The sequence below is a fragment of the Citrobacter sp. Cpo148 genome, assembly GCF_030332375.1.
In the GTDB taxonomy this organism is placed as follows: domain Bacteria; phylum Pseudomonadota; class Gammaproteobacteria; order Enterobacterales; family Enterobacteriaceae; genus Citrobacter; species Citrobacter portucalensis.
In genome coordinates, this window is record NZ_JAOWHY010000044.1 from 135,519 (window position 1) to 161,665 (window position 26,147).

Annotated in this window: 27 protein-coding genes, 1 rRNA gene and 1 other annotated feature; of the genes, 14 read left to right on the forward strand and 14 right to left on the reverse strand. The window is 51.0% G+C overall.

All coding sequences use genetic code 11. The annotated features are described in order from the left end of the window. Positions 1-250 precede the first annotated feature (250 nt). Complete coding sequence (gene smpB / locus OGY10_RS14705; protein ID WP_003031211.1) at positions 251-733, reverse strand: SsrA-binding protein SmpB; 483 nt, start codon at positions 731-733, stop codon at positions 251-253. Positions 734-887: 154 nt separating this feature from the next. Here smpB and ratA point away from each other — a divergent pair, with 154 nt between their 5' ends. Further along, the gene (gene ratA / locus OGY10_RS14710) at positions 888-1,331 is read left to right on the forward strand and encodes a type II toxin-antitoxin system toxin RatA (RefSeq protein ID WP_003826396.1); all 444 of its coding nucleotides are present in this window, start codon (positions 888-890) and stop codon (positions 1,329-1,331) included. After that, a complete protein-coding gene (locus tag OGY10_RS14715) occupies positions 1,315-1,611 on the forward strand; it encodes an RnfH family protein (RefSeq protein WP_008785525.1) in 297 nt (98 codons plus the stop codon). The genes ratA and OGY10_RS14715 overlap by 17 nt, the downstream gene beginning before the upstream one ends. A 50-nt stretch (positions 1,612-1,661) precedes the next feature. Here the strand turns inward: OGY10_RS14715 and bamE are convergent, their stop codons facing one another. From bamE to nadK, 3 genes are all read right to left on the reverse strand, one after another. Beyond that, the gene (bamE, locus tag OGY10_RS14720) at positions 1,662-2,006 is read right to left on the reverse strand and encodes an outer membrane protein assembly factor BamE (protein ID WP_008785524.1); all 345 of its coding nucleotides are present in this window, start codon (positions 2,004-2,006) and stop codon (positions 1,662-1,664) included. A 149-nt stretch (positions 2,007-2,155) separates the two neighbouring features. Then, on the reverse strand, positions 2,156-3,817 hold the full coding sequence (gene recN / locus OGY10_RS14725; protein WP_286576941.1) for a DNA repair protein RecN: 1,662 nt from the start codon (positions 3,815-3,817) through the stop codon (positions 2,156-2,158). Between the two features lie 85 nt (positions 3,818-3,902). Then, on the reverse strand, positions 3,903-4,781 hold the full coding sequence (gene nadK / locus OGY10_RS14730) for an NAD(+) kinase (RefSeq protein WP_003826406.1): 879 nt from the start codon (positions 4,779-4,781) through the stop codon (positions 3,903-3,905). Between the two features lie 122 nt (positions 4,782-4,903). Here nadK and grpE point away from each other — a divergent pair, with 122 nt between their 5' ends. Further along, on the forward strand, positions 4,904-5,497 hold the full coding sequence (gene grpE, locus OGY10_RS14735) for a nucleotide exchange factor GrpE (RefSeq protein WP_008785521.1): 594 nt from the start codon (positions 4,904-4,906) through the stop codon (positions 5,495-5,497). Positions 5,498-5,546: 49 nt separating this feature from the next. On the opposite strand, the gene OGY10_RS14740 is transcribed toward grpE, so the two are convergent. Further along, complete coding sequence (locus tag OGY10_RS14740; protein WP_008785520.1) at positions 5,547-6,836, reverse strand: HlyC/CorC family transporter; 1,290 nt, start codon at positions 6,834-6,836, stop codon at positions 5,547-5,549. 18 nt (positions 6,837-6,854) lie between these two features. Beyond that, the gene (locus OGY10_RS14745) at positions 6,855-7,646 is read right to left on the reverse strand and encodes a cytochrome C assembly family protein (protein WP_003031224.1); all 792 of its coding nucleotides are present in this window, start codon (positions 7,644-7,646) and stop codon (positions 6,855-6,857) included. 165 nt (positions 7,647-7,811) lie between these two features. Between OGY10_RS14745 and ffh the strand changes: the two genes are divergently transcribed. From ffh to rplS, 5 genes are all read left to right on the forward strand, one after another. Continuing rightward, a complete protein-coding gene (gene ffh, locus OGY10_RS14750; RefSeq protein WP_003031226.1) occupies positions 7,812-9,173 on the forward strand; it encodes a signal recognition particle protein in 1,362 nt (453 codons plus the stop codon). 249 nt (positions 9,174-9,422) lie between these two features. Then, the gene (gene rpsP / locus OGY10_RS14755) at positions 9,423-9,671 is read left to right on the forward strand and encodes a 30S ribosomal protein S16 (RefSeq protein WP_003031228.1); all 249 of its coding nucleotides are present in this window, start codon (positions 9,423-9,425) and stop codon (positions 9,669-9,671) included. Between the two features lie 18 nt (positions 9,672-9,689). After that, entirely contained in the window at positions 9,690-10,238 is a 549-nt protein-coding gene (gene rimM, locus OGY10_RS14760) for a ribosome maturation factor RimM (RefSeq protein ID WP_003031230.1), read from the forward strand. Positions 10,239-10,282: 44 nt separating this feature from the next. Next, entirely contained in the window at positions 10,283-11,050 is a 768-nt protein-coding gene (gene trmD / locus OGY10_RS14765; RefSeq protein WP_003031232.1) for a tRNA (guanosine(37)-N1)-methyltransferase TrmD, read from the forward strand. A 39-nt stretch (positions 11,051-11,089) separates the two neighbouring features. After that, positions 11,090-11,437, forward strand: a complete 348-nt coding sequence (rplS, locus tag OGY10_RS14770; protein WP_002914145.1) for a 50S ribosomal protein L19 — start codon at positions 11,090-11,092, stop codon at positions 11,435-11,437. Between the two features lie 132 nt (positions 11,438-11,569). On the opposite strand, the gene OGY10_RS14775 is transcribed toward rplS, so the two are convergent. The 4 genes from OGY10_RS14775 to OGY10_RS14790 form a co-directional block, all read right to left on the reverse strand. Continuing rightward, entirely contained in the window at positions 11,570-12,052 is a 483-nt protein-coding gene (locus tag OGY10_RS14775) for an OmpA family protein (protein WP_032944605.1), read from the reverse strand. Positions 12,053-12,064: 12 nt separating this feature from the next. Continuing rightward, positions 12,065-13,291 (reverse strand): diguanylate cyclase DgcN/YfiN, encoded by a 1,227-nt coding sequence (dgcN, locus tag OGY10_RS14780; RefSeq protein WP_003826449.1) that lies wholly within the window; start codon positions 13,289-13,291, stop codon positions 12,065-12,067. Then, a complete protein-coding gene (gene yfiR, locus OGY10_RS14785; RefSeq protein ID WP_003826451.1) occupies positions 13,284-13,802 on the reverse strand; it encodes a regulatory sequestration protein YfiR in 519 nt (172 codons plus the stop codon). The genes dgcN and yfiR overlap by 8 nt, the downstream gene beginning before the upstream one ends. Positions 13,803-13,960: 158 nt before the next feature. Then, positions 13,961-14,335, reverse strand: coding sequence for a DUF2799 domain-containing protein (locus OGY10_RS14790; RefSeq protein WP_008785516.1), 375 nt, complete (start codon positions 14,333-14,335; stop codon positions 13,961-13,963). A 215-nt stretch (positions 14,336-14,550) separates the two neighbouring features. Here OGY10_RS14790 and aroF point away from each other — a divergent pair, with 215 nt between their 5' ends. Both aroF and tyrA read left to right on the forward strand, forming a co-directional pair. After that, a complete protein-coding gene (gene aroF / locus OGY10_RS14795; RefSeq protein WP_008785515.1) occupies positions 14,551-15,621 on the forward strand; it encodes a 3-deoxy-7-phosphoheptulonate synthase AroF in 1,071 nt (356 codons plus the stop codon). Positions 15,622-15,631: 10 nt separating this feature from the next. After that, complete coding sequence (gene tyrA / locus OGY10_RS14800; RefSeq protein ID WP_003826456.1) at positions 15,632-16,753, forward strand: bifunctional chorismate mutase/prephenate dehydrogenase; 1,122 nt, start codon at positions 15,632-15,634, stop codon at positions 16,751-16,753. Between the two features lie 96 nt (positions 16,754-16,849). Here the strand turns inward: tyrA and pheA are convergent, their stop codons facing one another. The 4 genes from pheA to bamD form a co-directional block, all read right to left on the reverse strand. Further along, positions 16,850-18,010, reverse strand: coding sequence for a bifunctional chorismate mutase/prephenate dehydratase (pheA, locus tag OGY10_RS14805; RefSeq protein WP_048236504.1), 1,161 nt, complete (start codon positions 18,008-18,010; stop codon positions 16,850-16,852). A gap of 22 nt (positions 18,011-18,032) precedes the next feature. Continuing rightward, positions 18,033-18,158 (reverse strand) — a sequence feature (Phe leader region). After that, positions 18,110-18,157 carry a pheA operon leader peptide PheL gene (pheL, locus tag OGY10_RS14810; protein ID WP_100250063.1) on the reverse strand — a complete coding sequence of 16 codons (48 nt, stop codon included), beginning with the start codon at positions 18,155-18,157 and terminating at the stop codon, positions 18,110-18,112. (Overlaps the previous feature by 48 nt.) Before the next feature lie 102 nt (positions 18,159-18,260). Continuing rightward, positions 18,261-18,599, reverse strand: coding sequence for a ribosome-associated translation inhibitor RaiA (raiA, locus tag OGY10_RS14815; RefSeq protein WP_003031244.1), 339 nt, complete (start codon positions 18,597-18,599; stop codon positions 18,261-18,263). 269 nt (positions 18,600-18,868) lie between these two features. Beyond that, positions 18,869-19,606, reverse strand: a complete 738-nt coding sequence (bamD, locus tag OGY10_RS14820) for an outer membrane protein assembly factor BamD (RefSeq protein ID WP_003826460.1) — start codon at positions 19,604-19,606, stop codon at positions 18,869-18,871. Positions 19,607-19,737: 131 nt separating this feature from the next. Here bamD and rluD point away from each other — a divergent pair, with 131 nt between their 5' ends. From rluD to OGY10_RS14840, 4 genes are all read left to right on the forward strand, one after another. Beyond that, positions 19,738-20,718 (forward strand): 23S rRNA pseudouridine(1911/1915/1917) synthase RluD, encoded by a 981-nt coding sequence (rluD, locus tag OGY10_RS14825; protein ID WP_003826464.1) that lies wholly within the window; start codon positions 19,738-19,740, stop codon positions 20,716-20,718. Further along, positions 20,715-21,446: a purine nucleoside phosphorylase YfiH gene (yfiH, locus tag OGY10_RS14830; RefSeq protein WP_008785512.1), complete on the forward strand. Its 732-nt coding sequence runs from the start codon at positions 20,715-20,717 to the stop codon at positions 21,444-21,446. Before rluD ends, yfiH begins: the two co-directional genes overlap by 4 nt. A gap of 129 nt (positions 21,447-21,575) precedes the next feature. Then, positions 21,576-24,149 carry an ATP-dependent chaperone ClpB gene (gene clpB / locus OGY10_RS14835; protein WP_020996274.1) on the forward strand — a complete coding sequence of 858 codons (2,574 nt, stop codon included), beginning with the start codon at positions 21,576-21,578 and terminating at the stop codon, positions 24,147-24,149. Between the two features lie 444 nt (positions 24,150-24,593). Beyond that, positions 24,594-26,135, forward strand: a 16S ribosomal RNA gene (locus OGY10_RS14840). Positions 26,136-26,147: the final 12 nt, after the last annotated feature.

Below are 26,147 nucleotides of genomic sequence, written 5' to 3' on the forward strand. Positions count from 1 at the left end.
AATGGACGGGGATATAATAAACAACAGTAATAATAGTGTTATTAAATAAGTTTGAATATATGCGATATGGTCTTGAAGTTTTATTTTATTAGACTATGGGGCGCTACGGTAATGCCAGGGGAGTTTATTTCATACCTGAACGATTCAGCACAAATAAACCATAAACCTGATGAATGTATTGGGTGGGTTTCAATAACTAAAAAATAAGAACCAGTCTCAGGATGAGAGACTGGTCACAGGAGAATAGCGTTTAGCGACCAGCATTTTTCATAATACGCGCTTTATCTAACTGCCATTCGCGTTCTTTCACATCGGAGCGCTTGTCGTGCTGTTTCTTACCTTTCGCGACGCCAATTTTCACTTTGCACCAGGCATTTTTCCAGTACAGTGAAAGCGCAACAACGGTATAACCGTCACGATTCATTCGACCATACAGGGAGTCGAGCTCACGTTGGTTTAACAACAGCTTACGGGTACGGGTGGGATCACATACCACATGCGTTGAGGCAACAGCCATTGGCGTGAAGTTGGCGCCAAACAGGAACGCTTCGCCGTCTTTAAGGATGACGTAGCTGTCGCCGATGTTAGCTTTACCCGCCCGCAGGGATTTGACTTCCCAACCTTGCAGAGCGAGTCCTGCTTCGAACTCTTCTTCAATAAAGTATTCGTGTCGTGCGCGCTTGTTAAGCGCGATTGTGGCTGAGCCAGGTTTGTGTGCTTTTTTCTTCGTCATAATGCCGCTCAGTATAGGTAATCTGGAATCGAAAAACACCCCATTTCATCCAGCGGGGCGCAAGGCGCTATCTTAGCACGAGTTAGGCTATAGCGTTTTTTTTAGCGGGGGATAAATGGTATTATTTGTGTGATTGATATTGATGGAAATTGTTATGCCTCAGATTAGCCGGACCGCTTTAGTACCTTACAGTGCGGAACAGATGTATCAGCTAGTGAATGATGTTAAATCCTATCCCCAGTTTTTACCGGGATGCACCGGTAGCCGTGTGCTGGAGTCGACTCCGGGACAGATGACCGCAGCGGTGGATGTCTCGAAAGCAGGGATTAGCAAAACGTTCACCACGCGCAATCAATTGACCAGTAACCAGAGCATCCTGATGCATCTGGTCGACGGACCGTTCAAGAAACTCATTGGCGGATGGAAGTTTACGCCATTGAGTCATGAAGCGTGCCGCATTGAATTTCATCTCGATTTTGAGTTTACCAATAAGTTAATCGAGCTGGCATTTGGTCGTATCTTTAAAGAGCTGGCTTCGAACATGGTGCAGGCCTTTACGGTCCGCGCGAAAGAGGTTTACAGTGTCAGCGTCAGCTAAAATTGTCGTTGAAGTGGCGTATGCGCTACCCGAGAAACAGTATCTACAGCGTGTGACGCTGCAACAGGGCGCTACGGTGGAAGAGGCTATTCGCGCTTCCGGGCTGCTGGAATTGCGTACCGATATCGATCTCAGCAAAAATAAAGTGGGCATTTACAGCCGTCCGGTAAAGCTTGCTGATGTTCTCCAGGACGGTGATAGGGTGGAAATTTACCGGCCACTGATTGCTGATCCGAAAGAGCTGCGCAGACAGCGAGCAGAGAAATCCGCTAAAAAATAGCAGACAATAAAAAAGGTGCTCATTGAGCACCTTTTTTTGATCTGTTAATCCTACTTGTTGTCGGTCAAAGCAGGTTTGTTATCAATGTTCGTCAAAATGCCGCTGCTGTTAAAGGTCAGCGTCAGTGTTTGCTGGGTTACGCCTTCATGACCAGGTTGCTGACGGAACACATAAAACCAGGTGTTAGTGCCAAAAGGATCGGACATCATTGGTGTACCCAGAGCATAAGCAACCTGCTGTTGCGTCATACCCGTGCGCACTTTGGCGACATCGGTAGGTGTCAGATAATTTCCCTGGTTGATGTCAGGGCGGTAAACCACTCGCTCCAGAGTGGAACAGCCTGCAGTCAACATCAGTAGTACTGCTGCAGCAGCAGTCAGCGTTTTACAGCGCATAGTGATTTGATTCCTTTTCGGGCCCGAGCAGTACGCGGCTCATATGTAATATGCCGATGATAATAGACCTTTCACCACTTTAAAACCTTTTGCTGTCGGGTCGGTCTGCGATTTTATGTTGAACTCAGACCTTAACAAGGTAAAAAAGTTTATGCCGCCAGCAGTTCTTTTGCATTTGCGAGGGTATTGCGCGTCACTTCGCTACCGCCAAGCAGGCGGGCTAATTCCTGCAGGCGAGCGCGTTTATCAAGCGGCTGCATGTGTGTTTCGGTCATCGCGCCATCCGTTTCTTTGCTGACGTAGAAGTGTTGATGACCACAGCCAGCAACCTGCGGCAAGTGAGTAACGCACATTACCTGAGTTGACTCGCCCAACTGACGCAGCATTTTTCCCACTACCGCAGCAGTCGGGCCGCTGATACCGACATCCACTTCATCGAAAATCAGCGCCGGTGTTTCCATTTTGCGTGCGGTAATAACCTGAATAGCCAGCGCAATGCGCGACAGTTCCCCACCTGAAGCCACTTTCGAAATCGGCTGCAACGGCTGGCCTGGGTTAGTGGTCACTTTAAACTCTACGCGATCGGCACCGTCTGCGCTCAAATGATGTTCCTCGAATTTCACATCAATGCAAAAGACACCGTGCGGCATTGAGAGAGTATGCATGCTCTCTGTAATCAGTTGTCCCAGCTCCTGAGCATAATGCTGGCGCTGTTTGTGCAGCATTTTTGCCGTTTCCAGAGCCTGCTGGTGGTGATTGTTCACCGCCAGGGTTAAGGTTTCGAGCGAGTCGGCCTGATCGTCTAACTGCTGTTGTTCATCCAGCAATGACTGATAGAACTGTGGCAGCGCTTCAGGGGCAACATGATGCTTGCGGGCCAATGAGATTTGTTTGGAAATACGCTGTTCAAGTTCGAACAAACGGTTAGGGTCCAAATCCAGACGATCGCAATAGTGGCGCAGCTCGTCGCTGGCTTCGCTGAGTTGGATCGTGGCCTCTTCCAGCATATCCAGGATACCGGAAAGTTTGCCGTCCATGCCTGCCAGTTCAGTGACCAGCTGCTTTGCAGTGTACAGCTGGCTTTGCAGGTTGATGTCTTCGCCATCCGCCAGGATAGCCAGCGCCTGTTGGCTGGTGGTGAGCAATTGCCCGCTGTTAGCCAGACGCTTGTACTCTTCATCAATTTGCTCAAATTCACCCGGCTGCGGGTTGAATTCGTTCAGTTCTTTTAACTGGTATTGCAACAGTTCCGCCCGGGCTGCTCGTTCCTGACTCTGTTGTTGATGATGCGCCAGGTCACGGCAGCTTTGGTGCCACAGCTGGTAGCGCGCAGCCATTTCCTGAGTCAGGGACGCTTCATTGGCGTAACCATCCAGCAGAGACTTTTGGTGTTCTGATTTTGTCAGGAGCTGATGCGCATGCTGACCGTGGATTTGAATAAGCAACTGGCCCAGCTCGCGCAGCTGTGACAACGGTACGGCAGTGCCGTTAATGAAGCCGCGTGAACGTCCATCGCTGCTGATAACACGACGCAGCAAACATTCACGGCCTTCCTCAAGCTGGTTTTCTTCCAGCCAGCGCAGAGCCGCGGGGGTGTCTTTTAAGGCGAATCGCGCGCAGAGGTCGGCTCGCGTGGCGCCTGCACGTACCATGTCGGCATCTGCGCGTCCGCCCAGGCACAAACCGAGAGCATCAATGGCAATGGACTTACCCGCACCGGTTTCACCGGTAATAACGGTCATTCCGTTCTGGAAATCGATCTCAAGTTCACGAACGATAGCAAAATTGCTGATGGTCAGTTGTGCCAACATAACTGTTTTCCTGTATGAAAAACCATAACTGTAATTACATACAGTATAAACTGGTTTTTTATACAGTAAAGGGGTTGGCGTTAAATTAGAATAATTTTTTTGACCAGCCTAGTTTAGTGCTTAATGTGTTGAAATAGCTGTAATCTTTTGGGTGTATCAGGTTCAGATGATAATCACAGCGGCGAATTAATACGTCTTCACCTTCCTGTATAGGCAGGGCGATCTGGCTGTCGCAACTGATTTCCAGATCGTTTCGGCGATGAGAGAAGCGCAGGCGAATGGTGCTGCTACTGTTGATCACCAGTGGTCGTGCGGAAAGCGTATGCGGGAACATCGGGACCAGCGTAATAGCATCCAGTGAAGGCGTCAGGATCGGACCTCCGGCAGAGAGCGAGTAGGCGGTAGAGCCGGTCGGTGTGGAAATAATCAAGCCGTCCGAACGCTGGGAGAAGGCAAAAATTTCATCGATATAGACTTCAAATTCAATCATGTGCGCCACTTTTCCGGGGTGCAACACAACTTCATTGATCGCAGTGCTAATGCGCTTCTGGCAATCCTGTTGGCACACCTGGGCTTCAAGTAAAAAGCGCTTTTCGCTGATGTAGTGGCCTTCCAGCACGTCAGCTAACTGTTGGTGGGCATTGTCTGGGTCAAGGTCGGTCAGAAAACCGAGATTACCGCGGTTAATGCCAATAACCTTGATATCATAACGTGCCAGGGTGCGTGCGGCGCCCAGCATATTGCCGTCGCCGCCGACTACCACGGCGAGGTCTGCCTGCTGGCCAATCTCTGCGAGCGTACCGGTTTTCACATTTTTCAGCTGCAGCTCGTGGGCGATTTGTTGCTCAACGATAACCTCATAACCTTTGGCGCACAGCCAACGGTAGAGCATTTCATGTGTGGTCAGTGCAGTGGGGTGACGTGGATGCCCCACAATGCCAATACACTTGAAATGTTTGTTCATTTTCTCGAGGTCCTTGTAACGAAGATTAGTGACAATGTGAGTACTTCCCTTGAATCCCTGAATCTGATCCCCATAATAAGCCAAGTTAGCGAGATGAATGCGAAAAAAACGCGGAGAAATTCATGAGTAGTAAAGAACAGAAAACGCCTGAGGGGCAAGCCCCGGAAGAAATTATCATGGATCAGCACGAAGAAGTTGAGGCGGTTGAACCAGACGCTTCTGCTGAGCAGGTGGATCCGCGCGATGAAAAAATTGCGAATCTGGAAGCTCAGCTTGCTGAAGCCGAAACGCGCGAGCGCGACAGCGTGTTGCGTATCAAAGCGGAAATGGAAAACCTGCGTCGTCGTACCGAACTGGACGTAGAAAAAGCGCATAAGTTTGCACTGGAAAAATTCGTCAACGAACTGCTGCCGGTGCTGGATAGCCTGGACCGTGCGCTGGAAGTTGCGGACAAAGGCAATGACGCTATGGCGGCTATGGTCGAAGGTATTGAGCTGACCCGTAAGTCAATGCTGGATGTCGTGGCGAAGTTTGGCGTACAGGTGGTTGCAGATATCGACGTGCCGATGGACCCGAACGTGCACCAGGCGATTGCAATGGTAGAGTCTGACGACGTTGCTGCCGGTAATGTGCTGATGGTTATGCAGAAAGGCTATACCCTGAACGGACGTACCATCCGTGCGGCGATGGTCTCTGTGGCGAAAGCCAAAGGCTAATCAGCCTCAGACCGGGTAATGCTGATGCGCTACCCGGTCTGGATTACTCTCACTGGTCCGATACGCTTTCCCGCAGCGGTTTGACGGGCAACACCTGCACCTGTTTAATCATATTATCCTGCACGTCGAGAATATCGATATCGTACTGCCCAATACGCACACGTGTGCCAGCAACCGGGATCTCTTCCAGCGCTTCAAGAATAATACCGTTCACGGTACGAGCGTCATCTTCCGGCAGGTGCCAGTTAAACGCCTTATTGATTTCACGAACGTTGGCGCTACCGTCAATGATCACCGAACCGTCATTCTGCGGCGTGACTTCTTCGGCAAGCGTCGGTGACATTGAGGTCGTGAAGTCACCAACAATCTCTTCCAGAATATCCTCGACCGTAACCAGTCCTTGAATATCGCCATATTCATTAACGACCAGGCCCACTTTCTTCTTATTGCGCTGAAATTTAATGAGCTGGGTGCTGAGTGGTGTGCCTTCCGGAACGTAATAAATTTCGTCGGCGGCGCGTAACATGGTCTCTTTGGTGAACTCTTTTTTCTCGGCCATCAATCGCCAGGCTTCACGTACGCGCAGCATACTGATGGCATCGTCGAGCGAGTCGCGATACAGCACAATACGACCGTGCGGGGAGTGCGAAAGCTGACGCACGATTGATTTCCAGTCATCGTTAATATCAATGCCGATGATTTCATTACGCGGGATCATGATGTCATCGACGCTGACTTTTTCCAGATCCAGCACTGACAGCAGCATATCCTGGTTACGGCGTGAGATTTGCGAGCGCGATTCATTCACCAGCGTTCGCAGTTCATCTTTACTCAGCGAACCGCTCACTACGATATCCGTTTTGATGCCCATCATGCGCATCAGAAGCCGCGTAATGGTGTTGAGTAGCCATACTAACGGCATCATCAGAATCTGCAGCGGAGCCAGCAGGACGCTGCTCGGATAGGCAACTTTTTCCGGATATAGCGCGGCAATCGTCTTTGGTAGCACTTCGGCAAAAACCAGCACCACAAACGTCAGTACCCCGGTGGCAATGGCGACGCCAGCATCGCCATACAGGCGCATACCGACAATGGTGCCGAGTGCGGAGGCCAGAATGTTCACCAGATTATTACCGATGAGCACCAGGCTTATCAGGCGATCCGGCTTGCGAAGTAACTTTTCAACGCGTTTTGCCTGGCGATTTCCCTGTTTGGCCCGATGGCGTAGGCGGTAGCGATTCAGGGTCATCATTCCGGTTTCAGAACCGGAAAAATAGGCGGAAATGACCACCATGATGAGGAGCGTGATAATGAGCGTGGTGGTGGAGATGTGTTCCACGTAGGGTTCCTTAAAGATTTAACTCACGAACTGCTGCAGGATACGGCTGCCGAAATAGGCCAGCGTCAGAATGCCAGCGCCTGCGACGTTAAACCATACGACGCGACGTCCGCGCCAACCTTCATGGTAATGTCCCCACAACAGAACGATATAGACAAACCATGCCACGATAGAGAGAACGGCTTTATCAATGTTCTCGGTACTGAACAGGTTATGCATGTAAAACAGGCCAGTGCACAGGGTGAGCGTCAGCAGAACCACGCCAATTTGGGTGATATGAAACATCTTCCGCTCAATACTCATCAGTGGCGGCATCTCATTGCTGAAGGCCAGTTTCTTGTTTTTCAGTTGGTAATCGATCCATGCCAACTGTAGCGCGTAGAGCGCGGCGATAATCAGCGTGGCGTAAGCGAACAGTGATAGCCCGATGTGAATCATCATGCCTGGCGTAGCTTCGAGATGAGTGATGAACTCGTTAGGCATAAATGTGGCGAAGGCCAGGTTTATCAGCGCAAAGGCGTAGACAATGGGCAGCAATAGCCAGCCACGATTGCGGGACGCGACGATGGTCATTACCGTACAGATCATCAGGCTTACCAGCGAGCCGACGTTCAACAGGCTCAGGTTTTGTCCGCTTTCACCGCCGGGTAGGATACGCGCTTCCAGGGCGATAGCATGGCTTACCAGCGCAACGACCGCAGAGAGAATAGCCATACGCCGCCAGCCGCTGTTTTTTTGCAGCAGAGCGGGAATAATCAGCGCGAGGCTGACTGAGTAGGCGACAAGGGCGAGCAGAGCAAAAACGGGCATATAGGTGTCGACAGTTGGCCAGTGATAAAGAAAAGCAGTATAGCGTTACGTGACCGCTGCTCCAACCGTTGCATAACAACAAAGGCGGCTTCATGTTATACTGCGACAAATTTCTGTTGATGTGTCGCTGTCGCGACCGACCGTTTCCACCCCAGGCGAGAGACAATGTTTGATAATTTAACCGATCGTTTGTCGCGCACGCTGCGCAATATCAGTGGCCGTGGACGCCTTACTGAAGACAACGTTAAAGAGACGCTGCGCGAAGTGCGCATGGCGCTGCTGGAGGCTGACGTAGCGCTGCCGGTAGTGCGTGAGTTTATCAATCGCGTAAAAGAGAAAGCGGTTGGTCATGAAGTTAACAAAAGCCTGACGCCGGGTCAGGAGTTCGTCAAGATTGTCCGTAACGAACTGGTTGCGGCAATGGGCGAAGAAAACCAGACCCTGAATCTGGCTGCACAGCCGCCAGCCGTGGTGCTGATGGCGGGCCTGCAGGGTGCGGGTAAAACGACCAGCGTCGGTAAGTTGGGTAAATTCCTGCGCGAGAAGCACAAGAAGAAAGTGCTGGTGGTCTCCGCGGACGTTTATCGCCCGGCGGCGATCAAACAGCTGGAAACGCTGGCCGAGCAGGTCGGTGTCGATTTCTTCCCGTCGGATGTCGGCCAGAAGCCGGTCGATATCGTTAACGCCGCGCTGAAAGAAGCCAAACTCAAATTCTACGACGTGCTGCTGGTGGATACCGCCGGTCGTCTGCACGTTGACGAAGCGATGATGGACGAAATCAAACAGGTCCACGCTTCTATCAAGCCGGTAGAAACGCTGTTTGTGGTCGACGCCATGACCGGTCAAGATGCCGCGAATACCGCAAAAGCCTTTAACGAAGCGCTGCCGTTAACCGGCGTAGTGCTGACAAAAGTTGATGGTGATGCCCGTGGCGGTGCGGCGCTCTCTATTCGTCATATTACCGGTAAGCCGATTAAATTCCTCGGCGTCGGCGAGAAAACCGAAGCACTGGAGCCGTTCCATCCGGACAGGATTGCTTCGCGCATTCTCGGCATGGGCGACGTGCTGTCGCTGATCGAAGATATCGAAAGCAAGGTTGACCGCGCACAGGCAGAAAAATTAGCCAGCAAGCTGAAAAAAGGCGATGGCTTCGATCTCAACGATTTCCTTGAACAGCTTAACCAGATGAAAAACATGGGCGGTATGGCAAGCCTGATGGGCAAGCTGCCGGGCATGGGTCAGATCCCTGACAATGTGAAATCGCAGATGGACGATAAAGTGCTGGTGCGTATGGAAGCCATCATCAACTCGATGACGATGAAAGAACGCGCTAAGCCGGAAATTATCAAAGGTTCCCGTAAACGCCGTATCGCTGCCGGTTGCGGTATGCAGGTACAGGACGTAAACCGCCTTCTGAAACAGTTCGACGACATGCAGCGCATGATGAAGAAAATGAAGAAGGGCGGAATGGCGAAGATGATGCGTGGTATGAAGGGGATGATGCCCCCAGGATTCCCAGGCCGCTAATCGGCCTGGCTTGTTTGCCATTTCGGCACCGGGGTGTGCTCGCCATCCTCACGTACTGCGTGTACGCTCCGGTGGCTGCGCGCACGCCGGCACCGAACTGACGGCACCGCCAGCGGCCTTTTATAGCAGAGTTATCAACTGCTGATTGCATTTTCCCCAGAAATCAGTAAAATTTTCGGGCTTTTAATATGACACCCGGGCTCCGTTCCTCGATGGGGCCTGGGTGTTTTATTCACACAAGAGGATGTTATGGTTACTATTCGTTTAGCTCGTCACGGCGCTAAAAAGCGTCCGTTCTACCAGGTTGTTGTTACCGACAGCCGTAATGCACGCAACGGTCGCTTCATCGAGCGCGTTGGCTTCTTTAACCCAATCGCTAGCGAAAAAGAAGAAGGCACTCGCCTGGATCTGGATCGCATCGCTCACTGGGTTGGCCAGGGTGCGACTATTTCTGATCGCGTAGCTACGCTGATCAAAGCAGCAAACAAAGCAGCTTAATCTGTCACGGTGGTCATGATGAGCAAGCAACTCGCCGCACAGGCTCCTGTGGAACCCATCGTTTTGGGGAAAATGGGGTCTTCTTACGGTATCCGTGGTTGGCTCAGAGTGTTTTCTTCCACTGAAGACGCCGAAAGCATTTTTGACTATCAGCCCTGGTTTATCCAGAAGGCGGGTCAGTGGCAGCAAGTACAGCTGGAAAGCTGGAAGCACCACAATCAGGATCTGATCATCAAGCTGAAAGGCGTTGACGATCGTGATTCGGCGAATCTACTGACTAATTGCGAAATTGTCGTGGATTCCTCGCAGTTGCCAGCGCTGGAAGATGGTTCCTACTACTGGAAAGACCTTATGGGCTGTCAGGTAGTGACTACTGAAGGCTACGATCTCGGTAAAGTCGTCGATATGATGGAAACCGGTTCGAATGACGTCATCGTCATCAAGGCAAACCTGAAAGATGCGTTTGGTATCAAGGAACGTCTTGTGCCGTTCCTCGATGGGCAGGTTATCAAGAAAGTCGATCTCGCTACTCGTACTATCGAAGTAGATTGGGATCCTGGTTTTTAAACCACCGGATAAACGGTAAAAGTCGGCGTTATGGGGATTGGCTTGTGTTTATAGGTATCGTTAGCCTGTTTCCAGAAATGTTCCGCGCAATTACCGATTACGGGGTAACTGGCCGGGCAGTAAAAAATGGCCTGCTGAACATCCAGAGTTGGAGTCCTCGTGACTTTACTCATGACCGGCACCGTACCGTGGACGATCGTCCTTACGGCGGCGGACCGGGGATGTTAATGATGGTGCAACCTTTACGGGACGCCATTCATGCAGCAAAAGCTGCGGCTGGTGAAGGCGCAAAGGTGATTTATCTGTCACCTCAGGGACGCAAGCTTGATCAAGCGGGCGTTAGCGAACTGGCCACGAATCAAAAGCTGATTCTGGTATGTGGTCGCTATGAAGGAATAGATGAGCGCGTGATTCAAACCGAAATTGACGAAGAATGGTCAATCGGCGATTACGTACTCAGCGGTGGTGAGTTACCGGCAATGACGCTGATCGACTCCGTTTCCCGGTTTATTCCGGGAGTTCTGGGTCATGAAGCTTCGGCAATCGAAGATTCTTTTGCTGATGGGTTGCTGGATTGCCCGCACTATACCCGACCTGAAGTGTTAGAGCAGATGGAAGTACCGGCAGTGTTACTGTCGGGGAACCACGCTGAGATACGTCGCTGGCGTTTGAAACAGTCGCTGGGCCGGACCTGGCTTAGAAGACCTGAACTTCTGGAAAACCTGGCTCTGACTGAAGAGCAAGCAAGGTTGCTGGCGGAGTTCAAAAAGGAACACGCACAACAGCAACATAAACATGATGGGCAGGCGTAAGCCCCCAATATCAGTTTACCCAGGATAAGAGATTAAATTATGAGCAACATTATTAAGCAACTTGAACAAGAACAGATGAAGCAGGACGTACCTTCCTTCCGTCCGGGTGATACCGTGGAAGTGAAAGTATGGGTTGTTGAAGGTTCCAAAAAACGTCTGCAGGCATTCGAGGGCGTGGTTATCGCTATTCGTAACCGCGGTCTGCACTCTGCATTCACTGTTCGTAAAATTTCCAACGGCGAAGGCGTTGAGCGTGTCTTCCAGACTCACTCTCCGGTAGTTGACAGCATTGCTGTTAAACGTCGTGGTGCTGTTCGTAAAGCTAAACTGTACTACCTGCGTGAGCGCACTGGTAAGTCTGCTCGTATCAAAGAGCGTCTTAACTAAGATTCGCGCAAGCGACATCCTGTTAGAAAAGGGCTGGCCGAAAGGCTGGCCCTTTTTTTTATCCCGACGTTTACTCTTTTGTTCTTTATGGCAATGGAAGGACTGCGCGGTGCGCAGCCAGTTGGGGGACGATTATGGTGTCGTGATCACGACCGCCACGCGGCGGTTTTCAGCGCGACCTTTTGATGTCTGGTTGCTGGCAATGGGATATTTCTTCCCGAGTCCCTGAGTCGTCAGGTTGCTGCGGGGAATATTAGCGCCCTGCGCCCAGGCATCGGCAACGACATTAGCGCGTTTGAGTGACAGAGCTTCGTTATAGCTGTCTTCACCGTAGTTATCAGTATGACCATCCAGGCGAGCATGATTTAGCCCGGTAGCTGCCAGTTTGGATGCCATTTCCTTGATCTGTTTTTCACTTTCAGGACGGAGTTTATAGTCATTTTTGTCAAACAGGATGGTGTCAGACAGGCCGAGAGACCAGTCTCCTGATGCTTCAGTAAATCCGTATGATTTCATGGCTGCAATTTGCTCTGGGGTAAATTTTCCCTGAGGTGCCTGACAGCCAGCCAGAATCAGTAAAAGCAGAAGAAACGGGGATAATAAACGTTTTAGCATGTGTGTAATTCCTTATTTTTTAATAATGCGTTCAGAACGCAAATGTTTAGCCTGATACATATTTTGATCGGCAAGTTCTTGTAATTTTTCGGCAGAGGCATGTTCCCACGTCAGCGCAAACCCAATGCTGAGCGTCATGCTTGCCAAATGACCATTATGCAGGTCAAAAGGTCGGTTAAACTCTTGTGACAGTGCCGCGCAGATCCGCTGAACCTCATATTCAGAATGAACGCTGTACAGCACCATGGCGAACTCATCGCCGCCAAGTCTGTATGGGTAATGGCGACTCCCCCCAAACTCGGATAACCTTTTTGCGACTTCAATCAGGACCCGATCCCCCGCTGCGTGGCCCCAGGTATCATTAATAAATTTAAAATTGTCGCCATCAAGGAATAACAATGCCGAGCTGCTGTGGGCGGCATCATCATTCATTAGGGCATTTATGCTGCTGCGAAATGCGGCGCGATTTGCCAGACCCGTCAGAGGATCATGTAGTGCAGTACGCAAAAGCTGAGCGTTTTTTGCCTGCAGTTTAAGTTGCCACTCCTCCATCTCGTCCAGCAGACTATTAAAGTCCAGGGCAAAGAGATGAAACTCTTCAATGCGTTCCTCTGATACGCGCCGTGAAAAGTTACGGTTGGTACGAACATCATGTACCACCTCGGTAATGTTTTGCAGTGCATCCACAACGCCATTGTGTAAATAGCGAGTGAGCATTAATGCAATTCCGGATGCCAACAGAATGCACCCGGTAAGAACGGCCAACGACAAATAGATGAAATGACTGATAACGCTATCGCGCGCAGTCAATCGTACTTCACCGATGACGTTGCCATTATGCAAAATCGGCTGAGTGACCGGTTGTGGGAACAGCCAGTGGCTGATCATCCCGCTGATCTTTTCAGTGGTATCCTGCGCGTTATAGCGCCAGGTGGCGATCACCTTCTGGTTTTTATTACGAACTTCTGCAACGGAAAATTGCCCCTGCTGACCCAGTGCCGCCAGCGTTTCAGTTGCTGCAACACTATCAGAAAAGACTAATGCAGCTTCGAGCGTACGGGTCATGGTAGCGGCAGTCAGATCCAGATTCTTTTGCGCATACTGTCTTAATGCCAGCACGGAAGAAATGCTGAGCAGCAGCCAGATCAGCATCATGGTTACCAGAACGCTGATTATGCTGATACGCCGTAATGTTCGCTTAAACGTCGGGCGTGCTATGGGAGAATGGCCCTTATCCATGCTTATTATTCCGTGCAAGCATCAATACGTCTGGACTGACCCTTACGCCGCTGCGTGAAAGGGAATCCATATTTACGGAAAATCTCACATCTTCGTCTTTAATTATGAGGCAAAAGGCGCTGCCAATAACGCATTCAGGGTTCTGTTCAGCAATTAATAACAATGCCTTAGTCGGATATTTATTCTTTAATTCCACCTGATAAGTAGGGGATTCTTTTCCAAAATAAAAACCGTCACACTGCGAAACTAATATTTCTTGTTCCGTACGGATGATGACGGGAAGATAGGGTAATGCGCCTGCACTGGTATCTTTCAGGACACTGGAAAAACGCGATGAAGAGAAAATACACAGTTTTGGGGGCCCGGAAAGTGCAGGCCAGCGTGTATAACTGACGATGCCGGAAACCATAGCGCGTACCGATTTTGCTTCTTCCGTAACGCTTTGGGCATACAGCGGTAATCCGGTCAGGAGCAGTGCCAGTAGAAGTATGAGTCGGTAAGAATAGCTCATGAATAGTTACCTACCAGCGTTTGCTGTAAAACGTCGAAATACATTCAAGATTGTTTGCAACAAAATAACATTATTTTCCTAAGCCGTCATTATTCCTGGAATAATGCTATTGGTGATTTAAGTTAAATCTTAATGGTTTATAAAATATAAACCATTGTTTAATTTAACCTTATCGAGGCAGCACCCTCGTTTGCCCCTTGCTGCCAGGCGCTGTGTAACTGGTCAACATTTTCGACAGTATCGCAACTGGGCGGAAAAGTTTTCCCGGTCAGGCCTCTGGCATAAACAAAATCCTGCTGGCAGGTTTTACGTTGTCCCTCGGCGTAACCCTTAAGGTATTCCGTACGATCGACGTCGGGGTCATTGTAGTTGTCGGCAAGCGTTTCATTATCTTTAACGGCATAACCCGAAATGGCATCTTGTATCCCGGCGTCGTACCAGTCGGTACCAGTCCAGGTAGGGGCATGGGTGTAGGGGTCTATCTGACATCCGCTCAGAAGTAATAGAAACAAGATGCTGATGAGTTGCTTCATTGCCTGTGCTCCTTCGTTTTTTTAAGCATAGTGGATCTGAAAATTCGGTGATGTAAATTTAAATGTACATTTGCAAGGGCTGTTTTTGCCTTGAAATAACATCATGTAAATTAAAATTTACGGATTGTGGATTGAAATCTTTACCTGTTGTGATATCGTTATTTCCTCCTCGCTGAGGATCAACTATCGCAAACGAGCTAAACAGGATCACCATCATGCAAAAAGACGCGCTGAACAACGTACATATTACCGACGAACAGGTTCTGATGACTCCGGAGCAGCTGAAAGCTGAATTTCCGCTGAGCCATGAGCAAGAGGCGCAAATCGCCCAGTCGCGTAAAACCATCTCAGATATTATCTCCGGTCGCGATCCGCGCCTGCTGGTCGTATGTGGCCCATGCTCCATTCACGATCCTGAAATGGCTATTGAGTATGCTCGTCGATTTAAAGCCCTTGCCGCAGAGGTCAGCGATAGCCTCTACCTGGTGATGCGCGTCTATTTTGAAAAACCCCGTACCACTGTCGGCTGGAAAGGGTTAATTAACGATCCTCATATGGATGGCTCTTTTGATGTTGAAGCAGGTCTGAAAATTGCGCGTCAGCTGCTGCTTGAACTGGTAAATATGGGACTGCCGCTGGCAACTGAAGCGCTGGATCCAAATAGCCCGCAATACCTGGGCGATCTGTTTAGCTGGTCCGCAATCGGTGCCCGTACTACGGAATCGCAGACCCACCGTGAAATGGCTTCCGGTCTTTCGATGCCGGTTGGCTTTAAGAATGGTACCGACGGTAGCCTGGCGACCGCCATTAACGCCATGCGTGCGGCTGCGCAGTCGCACCGCTTTGTCGGTATTAACCAGGCCGGGCAGGTTGCACTGCTGCAAACACAGGGGAATCCGGACGGTCACGTGATCTTGCGCGGGGGTAAAGCGCCGAACTACAGCCCGGCAGATGTCGCCCAGTGCGAAAAAGAGATGGAGCAGGCGGGACTACGACCTTCTCTGATGGTAGATTGCAGTCATGGTAATTCCAATAAAGATTACCGCCGTCAGCCTGCCGTGGCTGAATCCGTGATTGCACAAATCAAAGATGGCAATCGCTCGATCATTGGCTTGATGATTGAAAGTAATATTCACGAAGGCAACCAGTCTTCCGAACAGCCGCGCAGCGAAATGAAATACGGCGTATCCGTAACTGACGCCTGCATTAGCTGGGAAATGACGGATGCGCTGCTGCGTGAAATTAGCCAGGATTTAAACGGCCAGCTGTCGGCGCGTGTAGCATAAGAGGTTGGTTATGGTTGCTGAATTGACCGCATTACGCGATCAAATTGATGAAGTCGACAAGGCGTTGCTGGATTTACTGGCACGCCGCCTGGAGCTGGTTGCCGAAGTAGGTGAAGTAAAAAGCCGCTTTGGGCTGCCGATCTACGTGCCGGAGCGGGAAGCCTCTATGCTGGCCTCTCGTCGCGCGGAAGCGGAAGCCCTTGGCGTGCCGCCGGACCTGATTGAAGATGTGCTACGCCGCGTTATGCGTGAGTCCTACTCCAGTGAGAACGACAAAGGGTTTAAAACGCTTTGTCCTTCTCTGCGGCCGGTGGTGATTGTCGGCGGCGGCGGTCAGATGGGGCGTCTGTTCGAAAAAATGCTCACCCTGTCAGGTTACCAGGTGCGGATCCTGGAACAGCAGGACTGGGATCGCGCGCCGGAGATCGTCTCTGATGCCGGCATGGTGATCGTCAGCGTGCCGATCCACGTCACCGAGCAGGTGATCGCCAAACTACCGCGTCTGCCGTCTGACTGCATCCTGGTGGATCTGGCTTCGGTGAAAAATGGTCCTTTACAGGCGATGCTGGCTGCACATGATGGCCCGGTGGTGGGGTTACACCCAATGTTTGGTCCGGATAGCGGCAGTCTGGCCAAGCAGGTCGTCGTTTGGTGTGACGGACGTCAGCCGGAAGCTTATCAGTGGTTTCTGGAACAGATTCAGGTATGGGGTGCGCGACTGCATCGGATCAGCGCCGTTGAACATGACCAGAACATGGCGTTTATTCAGGCACTGCGTCACTTTGCGACCTTTGCTTACGGTCTGCATTTAGCGGAAGAGAACGTTCAACTGGAGCAGCTGCTGGCGCTCTCTTCGCCGATTTACCGCCTTGAACTGGCGATGGTTGGCCGTCTGTTTGCCCAGGATCCGCAGCTCTATGCCGATATTATTATGTCGTCTGAGAGCAACCTTGCGCTGATTAAACGCTACTACCAACGTTTTGGCGAGGCGATCGGTTTGCTGGAGCAGGGAGATAAGCAAGCGTTTATTGACAGCTTCCGTAAGGTGGAGCACTGGTTTGGCGATTATGCGAAACGCTTCCAGAGTGAAAGCCGTACTTTGTTACGTCAGGCGAATGACAGCCGTCCTTAATTAAGATGCCGGATGGCGGCTTCGCCTTATCCGGCCTTCAAAAATCGTATGAACCGTAGGCCGGATAAGCGTAGCGCCATCCGGCATTGCCAAACGTTAGCTCGGATCGACTGGCACCACGTTCTCACTTGGATAGCATCCCAGTACTTTCATCGAACGCGTAATCTCACCCAGCTCTTTCAATGCTTTTTGCATCTGGGGCGATTCCAGGTTGGCCTGGATATCAAGATAAAACATCTCTTCCCACGGATTGCCGTGAATCGGGCGTGACTCCAGTTTAGTCATAATCAGATTATGGTTACGCAGCACCAGCAGCGCCTCAACCAGCGCACCGGCTTGTTGCCCCGTCGCCATCAACAGGGTTGTTTTTGCCGGAACCTGATCGGAAACATTGATTGCTTTGCGTGCCAACACCACGAAGCGGGTGATGTTTTGCGACTGGTTAGCCTCAATATGCTCGAGAACCTGCAATCCATACAGTACGCCTCCGGCTTCGCTCCCCAGGGCCGCCACGCGCGGTGAGTTAGCCTGCGCAACTTTTTCCATCGCCGCAGAGGTGCTTTCAGTGTACTCAATCTTCCAGTGCGGGTAGCGATTCAGGAACTTGCTGCACTGCTGGAACGGCTGCGGATGGCTATATACCGTTTCAATGGTCTCAAGATCCGTCGTGCCAGACACCAGTACACAGTGGTCTATCGTAATGGTCATCTCGCCAACGATAGACAGGCTGGTGTGCTGCAGCAGGTCGTAAACGTCGTTAATCCCACCTGAGCTGGTGTTTTCAATCGGTACCACAGCATAGTCAGCCTGTCCGGTTTCGACCTGATTAAAGATATCGGCAAATTTTGCGCAGCCGCTTTCAATAAATTGTTCAAAATGGCGAGCGGCGTACTGACGTGCGGCGAGATGGGAATATGACCCTTTTGGCCCAAGGAAGGCCACGCGCGCGGAGTGTGGGTTAATTTTGTTCAGGTGCTGCTGGAGCAGAGCCTGTTGAGTCAGGACGGAATCTTCGATTATGAGCTGGAACAGGCGAGTAATGTAGTGAGCATCAAGATGATGTGTTTTGCCAAGCTGAATGAGTCGGTCCAAAAGGTCACGTTCACGATCGATATCACGAACCGGACGATGCGAAAGCAGTTTGGCTTTACCAACTTCTACGGCCAGTCCACGTCGCTCAGCCAGCAGGGCCAGTAATTTTTCATCCAGCGTGCTGATCTTATCGCGCAGCGCCAGCAATGGGTTTTCCGATGTCATAGTGTTGCCTTTCTTGTTATCAATAAAAAAGGCCTCCCGTGTGGGGAGGCCTTATTGTTCGTCTTCGCATTCTTTATCACACGACGAAACGCCTCCCATTCAGGGGAAGGTAAAAAAGAATGCGAAGAAGAACGGGACAAGTTTCATGTAATTTTCCTTTGGCTACGTCAGTAAAGTACCCGTACTGTTTTCACCCTGTCAACAAAAAACGCGCCCGAAGGCGCGTTGGCGATACACTCAATGTAAGGGACTACTCTTCTTCTGCTTCGACGAAGTTGGCGTCTTTGACTGAAGTTGTTGCACGACGGGCTTCGCCTTTGTGCTGCACTTTATTGAGCTGCCGTTCCAGCTTGTTGATCAAATCGTTAATTGCGGTGTACATATCCTCGTGTTTTGCGCTGGCGACCAGATGTCCGTTCGGTGTATTGATGGTGGCATCAGCAATGAAACCCTGTGGCTCCTTAGACAGAATGATATGTGGATTAATCAGATGAGTTTGCCATTTTTCTAGTTTGGCGAGACGGTCTGCGACATGCTGGCGAATTGCCGGAGTAATTTCCATTTGTTTACTGGTAATGTTCATTGTCATAAATTTTACCTCTTGTCTTTCCCGTCTTGGTGATTCCAGCATACCGTTCCTAATGTCAAAATGTGTGATCTAAATCACATTATTTTGTCGCTTTTTGTCAAGAAAACCTTTTTGTGAGGCACCGCAGGAACAGGCGATTTTTTACTTGAGGAATACCTGAAAGCAGGCCATATTTGATGGGATGCGTTGGAGCTAAACCGCTTCAGTTGTGGCGTTAACGGATAAAAAAACGGCAGCCCTTGGGCTGCCGTTTTGCATTCTGAGGCAAATCAGGTATTGCTGCTGTTGGCGGCAATGATTTTCGCGACTTTTTCAGCCTGCGCATTCATCTGCATCTGGCGATAAGCGTTTTCCATCAACGGCAGGGCATTACGTGTTGCCTGGGTATCCGGGTAGTCGCGCAGCATGCCTTCCACACGGTTTACCACGGCAACCCATGCGCCGCGGGCAGTGTAGTATTCTGCAACGGAGTATTCATACTTCGCCAGGCGGTCTTTCAGGAACACCAGACGTTTGGTGGCGTCAGTGGTGTACTGGCTATTCGGATACCCACGCACCAGTTTGGAAAAGTCATTAAACGCAGCTCGGGCATGTTGCGGATCGCGATCGCTACGATCAACACCAAAGAATCCTTGCAGTGCGCTATCATCCAACGCCATATTGGTCAGGCCACGCATATACATGACATAATCAATGTTAGGGTGTGTCGGGTTAAGACGGATAAAACGATCGATGGCAGCCTGAGCAAGTGGCAGATCGGCGTTTTTGTAGTAGGCGTAGATGAGATCTAATTGCACCTGCTGAGAATACGGTCCAAATGGATAACGGTTATCCAACGCTTCCAATTGCGTTATTGCCTGTTTCCAGTTACCGTCCTGCAGCTTTTGCTGAGCAGTCGCGTAGATTTCATTTGGCGGATTATCGGGCACCTCTTCCTTTGAACCAGAGCAACCCGCCAAAAACAGGCTCAACGTGGCTGCTGCCACCAGATATTTCATGCGCGTCATGACGTTTTGACTTTCCTCAAAATGTAATACGGGAGATTCTCTGTTCCTGCTCCCGGTTAAGACCAGCTACAATAGCACACTATATTAAACGGCAAAGCCGTAAAACCCAACGTTAAACGAAGAAGCAGTTTATGGCACAACGAGTAGAACTCACCGCAACAGTCTCCGAAAATCAGCTCGGTCAACGCTTAGATCAGGCTTTGGCCGAATTGTTCCCTGATTATTCGCGATCGCGCATAAAAGAATGGATCCTCGACCAGCGCGTACTGGTAAATGACCAACTTTGCGATAAACCGAAAGAAAAAGTGCTGGGTGGAGAGCGTGTCTCCATCAATGCAGAAATTGATGAAGAGGTTCGTTTTGAACCTCAGGATATCCCACTGGATATCGTTTATGAAGATGACGACATTCTTGTCATCAACAAACCCCGTGACCTTGTAGTGCATCCGGGCGCCGGGAATCCCGATGGTACGGTATTGAATGCGTTACTGCATTACTACCCGCCAATCGCGGATGTTCCTCGTGCAGGTATCGTGCACCGTCTGGATAAAGACACGACCGGATTAATGGTGGTGGCAAAAACGGTTCCGGCGCAAACACGTTTAGTGGAGTCGTTGCAGCTGCGCGAAATTACCCGTGAGTACGAAGCCGTGGCAATTGGTCACATGACTGCTGGCGGAACCGTTGAGGAACCGATTAGCCGTCACCCGACCAAGCGTACGCACATGGCGGTACACCCAATGGGGAAACCGGCGGTAACGCACTATCGCATTATGGAACACTTCCGTGTGCACACGCGTCTGCGGTTGCGTCTGGAAACCGGACGTACGCACCAGATCCGCGTGCACATGGCACATATCACTCATCCGCTGGTGGGCGATCAGGTTTACGGCGGTCGTCCACGTCCACCGAAAGGCGCTTCTGACGAATTTATCTCCGTACTGCGTAAGTTCGACCGTCAAGCGCTGCACGCGACCATGCTGCGTTTGTATCACCCGATTTCCGGTATCGAAATGGAATGGCATGCGCCGATCCCACAAGATATGGTGCAGTTGATTGAAGTGATGCGCGCTGATTTCGAAGAACATAAGGATGATATTGCCTGGCTATGAGTAAGCTAATTGTCCCGCAGTGGCCGATACCGCAAGGTGTCGCGGCGTGTAGTTCTACCCGTATTGGCGGAGTCAGTATGCCGCCTTACGATTCGCTGAATCTGGGCGCCCATTGCGGCGATAACCCGGAGCATGTTGAAGAGAACCGCAAACGACTGTTTGCTGCGGGCAATCTGCCGTCAAAGCCAGTCTGGCTGGAGCAGGTCCACGGTAAGGATGTCCTGAAACTGACCGGCGAGCCTTACGCCTGCAAACGCGCAGATGCGTCGTACAGCAACACGCCGGGCACCGTGTGTGCGGTGATGACCGCTGATTGTTTGCCGGTGTTGTTTTGCAATCGTGCCGGAACGGAAGTTGCTGCGGCCCATGCGGGTTGGCGCGGATTATGCGCCGGCGTGCTGGAAGAAACGGTGGCGTGTTTTGCCGACAAACCTGAAAACATTATTGCCTGGCTAGGCCCGGCGATAGGTCCAAACGCGTTTGAAGTTGGACCAGAAGTCCGCGAGGCGTTCATGACGAAAGATCCGCAAGCGGACCTCGCATTTGTACCGCGTGGCGACAAGTATCTGGCGGATATCTACCAGCTTGCGCGCCAGCGTCTTTCCAGTGTCGGAGTCGAGAACATCCACGGCGGCGACCGTTGCACCTTCAGCGAAAGTGAGACGTTCTTCTCTTATCGTCGCGACAATACCACGGGTCGTATGGCAAGTTTTATTTGGCTGATATAACCTAAAGAATCAAGACGATCCGGTACGTGTAATTTTCTTTTCACATAATTCAGGTCATTCACCTTGAATAATTGAGGGATGACCTCATTTAATCTCCAGTAGCAATTTTGACCTGTTATGGGAGGAGTTATGCGTCTGGATCGTCTTACTAATAAATTCCAGCTTGCTCTTGCCGATGCCCAGTCACTCGCATTGGGGCACGACAATCAATTCATCGAACCACTTCATCTAATGAGCGCCTTGCTGAATCAGGAAGGGGGATCGGTACGTCCTTTATTAACGTCTGCTGGCATTAATGCTGGCCAGTTACGTACAGCCATTGACCAGGCGTTGAGCCGTTTGCCACAGGTAGAAGGTACCGGTGGCGATGTGCAGCCTTCTCAGGAACTGGTGCGTGTACTGAATCTTTGCGACAAGCTGGCGCAAAAACGTGGGGACAACTTTATTTCGTCAGAACTGTTCGTTCTGGCGGCGCTTGAGTCACGCGGTACGCTGACCGACTTATTAAAATCAGCAGGCGCGACGACCGCCAATATCACTCAGGCAATTGAACAAATGCGTGGAGGTGAAAGCGTGAATGACCAGGGGGCTGAAGACCAACGTCAGGCCTTGAAAAAATATACCGTCGATCTGACCGAACGTGCCGAACAGGGCAAACTCGATCCGGTCATCGGCCGTGATGAAGAAATTCGCCGTACCATTCAGGTGCTGCAACGTCGTACTAAAAATAACCCGGTGTTAATCGGTGAACCCGGTGTCGGTAAAACCGCCATCGTTGAAGGGCTGGCCCAACGCATCATCAATGGTGAAGTGCCGGAAGGCTTAAAAGGCCGTCGTGTACTGGCGCTGGATATGGGCGCGCTGGTGGCTGGGGCCAAATATCGTGGTGAGTTCGAAGAACGTTTAAAAGGTGTGCTGAACGATCTCTCGAAACAGGAAGGCAACGTCATTCTGTTTATCGACGAATTGCATACCATGGTTGGGGCGGGTAAAGCCGATGGCGCAATGGACGCCGGGAACATGCTGAAACCAGCACTGGCTCGCGGGGAACTGCACTGCGTAGGCGCAACAACGCTTGATGAGTATCGCCAGTACATCGAAAAAGATGCGGCGCTGGAACGTCGTTTCCAGAAAGTGTTTGTAGCTGAACCTTCAGTGGAAGACACCATCGCAATCTTGCGTGGCCTGAAAGAACGTTATGAACTGCACCATCATGTGCAGATTACTGACCCGGCGATTGTTGCGGCTGCTACGCTGTCTCATCGCTATATTGCCGATCGTCAGTTGCCGGATAAAGCTATCGACCTTATTGACGAAGCGGCATCCAGCATTCGTATGCAGATTGACTCCAAGCCGGAGGAACTCGACAGACTCGACCGCCGTATTATCCAGCTCAAACTGGAACAGCAGGCATTAATGAAAGAGTCTGATGAGGCAAGTAAAAAACGTCTCGATATGCTCAACGAAGAGCTGGACGACAAAGAACGCCAGTATTCTGAGTTAGAGGAAGAGTGGAAAGCTGAAAAAGCTTCCCTCTCGGGAACGCAAACTATCAAGGCTGAGCTGGAGCAGGCAAAAATCGCCATCGAACAGGCGCGCCGCGTTGGCGACCTGGCGCGGATGTCTGAACTGCAGTACGGCAAAATTCCTGAACTGGAAAAACAGCTGGAAGCAGCCACCCAGTCTGAAGGCAAAACCATGCGTCTGCTGCGTAATAAAGTTACGGATGCGGAAATTGCTGAGGTACTGGCGCGCTGGACCGGGATCCCAGTTGCTCGCATGCTGGAAGGCGAACGAGAAAAACTGTTGCGTATGGAGCAGGAGCTGCACAGCCGCGTGATTGGTCAGAACGAAGCGGTGGAAGCCGTTTCTAATGCCATCCGTCGTAGCCGAGCGGGCTTGTCCGATCCGAATCGTCCGATTGGTTCATTCCTGTTCCTTGGTCCAACCGGTGTCGGTAAAACCGAACTGTGCAAAGCGCTGGCAAACTTTATGTTCGACAGTGACGATGCAATGGTGCGTATCGATATGTCCGAGTTTATGGAGAAACACTCGGTGTCTCGTCTGGTCGGGGCACCTCCGGGATATGTCGGTTATGAAGAGGGGGGTTACCTGACGGAAGCAGTACGTCGTCGTCCGTACTCTGTCATCTTGTTGGATGAAGTGGAGAAAGCACACCCGGATGTGTTCAACATTCTGCTGCAGGTGCTTGACGATGGTCGTTTGACTGACGGACAGGGGAGAACGGTCGACTTCCGTAATACGGTTGTCATCATGACCTCGAACCTGGGGTCCGATCTGATCCAGGAACGCTTCGGTGAGTTGGATTACGGTCACATGAAAGATATGGTGCTGGGCGTCGTGAGCCATAACTTCCGCCCGGAATTCATCAACCGTATAGATGAGGTTGTCGTATTCCATCCGCTGGGTGAGCAGCACATTGCTTCTATTGCTCAGATCCAGTTGCAGCGTCTGTACAAACGTCTGGAAGAGCGTGGCTATGAAATACATATTTCTGACGAGGCGCTTAAACTGCTGAGCGCGAATGGTTACGATCCGGTGTATGGCGCGCGTCCATTGAAACGTGCTATCCAGCAGCAGATCGAAAACCCGCTGGCGCAGCAAATTCTGTCTGGTGAACTGATTCCAGGCAAAACGATTCGTTTGGAAGTGAATGACGATCGCATAGTGGCAGTGCAGTAAGTCACAAAACAACAATAAACGGGCCCTGCGGGGCTCGTTTTTGTTTAAAATCCAGGCAGAAATGGATGTGTTGATTGAAAAGTAATCGCTTGATAAGTTTTTTATATTTTTAACTTGTCAGCCTGAAATAACTCCCTATAATGCGCCTCCACTGACACGGAACAACGGATTACAAGCCGCCGGGTCAGCGGGGTTCTCCTGAGAATCTCGTAGAGAAAAGCAAAAATAAATGCTTGACTCTGAATGAGGAAAACGTAATATACGGGACCTCGCGACAGAGCGCTAAAGCGCGTCGCAACTGCTCTTTAACAATTTATCAGACAATCTGTGTGGGCACTCGAAGATACGGATTCTTAACGTCGCAAGACGAAAAATGAATACCAAGTCTCAACGAGTGAACACGTAATTCATTACGAAGTTTAATTCATTGAGCATCAAACTTTTAAATTGAAGAGTTTGATCATGGCTCAGATTGAACGCTGGCGGCAGGCCTAACACATGCAAGTCGAACGGTAGCACAGAGGAGCTTGCTCCTTGGGTGACGAGTGGCGGACGGGTGAGTAATGTCTGGGAAACTGCCCGATGGAGGGGGATAACTACTGGAAACGGTAGCTAATACCGCATAACGTCGCAAGACCAAAGAGGGGGACCTTCGGGCCTCTTGCCATCGGATGTGCCCAGATGGGATTAGCTAGTAGGTGGGGTAACGGCTCACCTAGGCGACGATCCCTAGCTGGTCTGAGAGGATGACCAGCCACACTGGAACTGAGACACGGTCCAGACTCCTACGGGAGGCAGCAGTGGGGAATATTGCACAATGGGCGCAAGCCTGATGCAGCCATGCCGCGTGTATGAAGAAGGCCTTCGGGTTGTAAAGTACTTTCAGCGAGGAGGAAGGCGTTGTGGTTAATAACCGCAGCGATTGACGTTACTCGCAGAAGAAGCACCGGCTAACTCCGTGCCAGCAGCCGCGGTAATACGGAGGGTGCAAGCGTTAATCGGAATTACTGGGCGTAAAGCGCACGCAGGCGGTCTGTCAAGTCGGATGTGAAATCCCCGGGCTCAACCTGGGAACTGCATCCGAAACTGGCAGGCTAGAGTCTTGTAGAGGGGGGTAGAATTCCAGGTGTAGCGGTGAAATGCGTAGAGATCTGGAGGAATACCGGTGGCGAAGGCGGCCCCCTGGACAAAGACTGACGCTCAGGTGCGAAAGCGTGGGGAGCAAACAGGATTAGATACCCTGGTAGTCCACGCCGTAAACGATGTCGACTTGGAGGTTGTGCCCTTGAGGCGTGGCTTCCGGAGCTAACGCGTTAAGTCGACCGCCTGGGGAGTACGGCCGCAAGGTTAAAACTCAAATGAATTGACGGGGGCCCGCACAAGCGGTGGAGCATGTGGTTTAATTCGATGCAACGCGAAGAACCTTACCTACTCTTGACATCCAGAGAACTTAGCAGAGATGCTTTGGTGCCTTCGGGAACTCTGAGACAGGTGCTGCATGGCTGTCGTCAGCTCGTGTTGTGAAATGTTGGGTTAAGTCCCGCAACGAGCGCAACCCTTATCCTTTGTTGCCAGCGGTTAGGCCGGGAACTCAAAGGAGACTGCCAGTGATAAACTGGAGGAAGGTGGGGATGACGTCAAGTCATCATGGCCCTTACGAGTAGGGCTACACACGTGCTACAATGGCATATACAAAGAGAAGCGACCTCGCGAGAGCAAGCGGACCTCATAAAGTATGTCGTAGTCCGGATTGGAGTCTGCAACTCGACTCCATGAAGTCGGAATCGCTAGTAATCGTGGATCAGAATGCCACGGTGAATACGTTCCCGGGCCTTGTACACACCGCCCGTCACACCATGGGAGTGGGTTGCAAAAGAAGTAGGTAGCTTAACCTTCGGGAGGGCGCTTACCACTTTGTGATTCATGACTGGGGTGAAGTCGTAACAAGGTAACCGTAGGGGAACCTGCGGTTGGATCACCTCCTTACCTTAAAGAACC